Source organism: Pseudomonas sp. QLc11A (assembly GCF_052112305.1).
Classification (GTDB): Bacteria; Pseudomonadota; Gammaproteobacteria; order Pseudomonadales; family Pseudomonadaceae; genus Aquipseudomonas; species Aquipseudomonas laurylsulfatiphila.
The window spans coordinates 1-1,641 of sequence record NZ_JAVAJJ010000042.1; the positions used below are offsets into that span (position 1 = coordinate 1).

Sequence of the window (1,641 nt, forward strand, 5' to 3'; positions counted from 1 at the left end):
TGCCGCTGTCGAGGGTCACGGTGACCGGACCGTTCTGCGCGGTGACCGGTTTGCCCTGGGCATCGGTCAGGGTCGCGGTGTAGGTGATGGTGCCGTTTTCATCCACGCTCGGGGTGGCGGTCAGGGTCACCGTGGTGGTGTCGTTGACATCGTTGACCGTGGTGGTCACTGGCGTTTTCACCGGATCGATGGACTCGAGGTTGCCGCCGGCGGCCGATTTAATCGACTCGGTCACGGTGGTTGGACCGGTGTAGACGTCGTTGCCCACGGTCACTGGCAGGCTACCGGAGCTCTGACCTTCAGCGATGGTGATCACTTTGCCGCTGTCGAGGGTCACGGTCACTGGACCGTTCTGCGCAGTGACCGGTTTGCCTTGGGCATCGGTCAGCGTCGCGGTGTAGGTGATGGTGCCGTTCTCGTCGACGCTCGGGGTCGCGGTCAGGGTCACCGTGGTGGTGTCGTTGACGTCGTTGACCGTGGTTTCCACCGGGGTCTTGATCGGGTTGATCACTTCGAGGTTGCCGCCGTCGGCCGATTTAATCGACTCGGTCACGGTGGTTGGACCGGTGTAGACGTCGTTGCCCACGGTCACTGGCAGGCTACCGGAGCTCTGACCTTCAGCGATGGTGATGACCTTGCCGCTGTCGAGGGTCACGGTCACTGGACCGTTCTGCGCGGTAACCGGGGCACCGTTCTTGTCGGTCAGGGTCGCGGTGTAGGTGATGGTGCCGTTTTCATCCACGCTCGGGGTCGCGGACAGGGTCACGGTGGTGGTGTCGTTGACGTCGTTGACCGTGGTGGTCACTGGCGTTGTGTTTGGCGACACCAGTTCCAGGTTACCGCCCACCGCGTCCTTGATGGATTCAGTGACGGTGGTCGGGCCTTGGTAGACGTCGTTGCCCATGCTGACCGGCAGGCTGCCGGAGCTCTGGCCTTCAGCGATGGTGATGACCTTGCCGCTGTCCAGGGTCACGGTCACCGGACCGTTCTGCGCAGTGACCGGTTTGCCCTGAGCATCGGTCAGCGTGGCGGTGTAGGTGATGGTGCCGTTTTCATCCACGCTCGGGGTGGCGGTCAGGGTCACGGTGGTGGTGTCGTTGACGTCGTTGACCGTGGTTTCCACCGGGGTCTTGATCGGGTTGATCGCTTCAAGGTTGCCGCCGTCGGCCGATTTAATCGACTCGGTCACGGTGGTCGGGCCTTGGTAGACGTCGTTGCCCACGCTGACCGGCAGGCTGCCGGAGCTCTGACCCTCGGCGATGGTGATGATCTTGCCGCTGTCCAACGTCACGGTCACCGGACCGTTCTGCGCGGTGACTGGTTTGCCCTGAGCATCGGTCAGCGTGGCGGTGTAGGTGATGGTGCCGTTCTCGTCCACGCTTGGGGTCGCGGTCAGGGTCACCGTGGTGGTGTCGTTGACGTCGTTGACCGTGGTTTCCACCGGGGTCTTGATTGGGTTGATCGCTTCCAGGTTGCCGCCGTCGGCCGATTTAATCGACTCGGTCACGGTGGTTGGACCGGTGTAGACGTCGTTGCCCACGCTGACCGGCAGGCTGCCGGAGCTCTGGCCTTCAGCGATGGTGATGACCTTGCCGCTGTCGAGGGTCACGGTGACCGGACCGTTCTGCGCAGTGACCGGTT

1 protein-coding gene is annotated in these 1,641 nt (G+C 63.2%); it reads right to left on the reverse strand.

Features of this window, described 5'->3' with window-relative positions:
- The coding region (locus Q8X48_RS29770) for an immunoglobulin-like domain-containing protein (RefSeq protein ID WP_407802808.1) at positions 1–1,641 on the reverse strand (1,641 nt) is incomplete at both ends.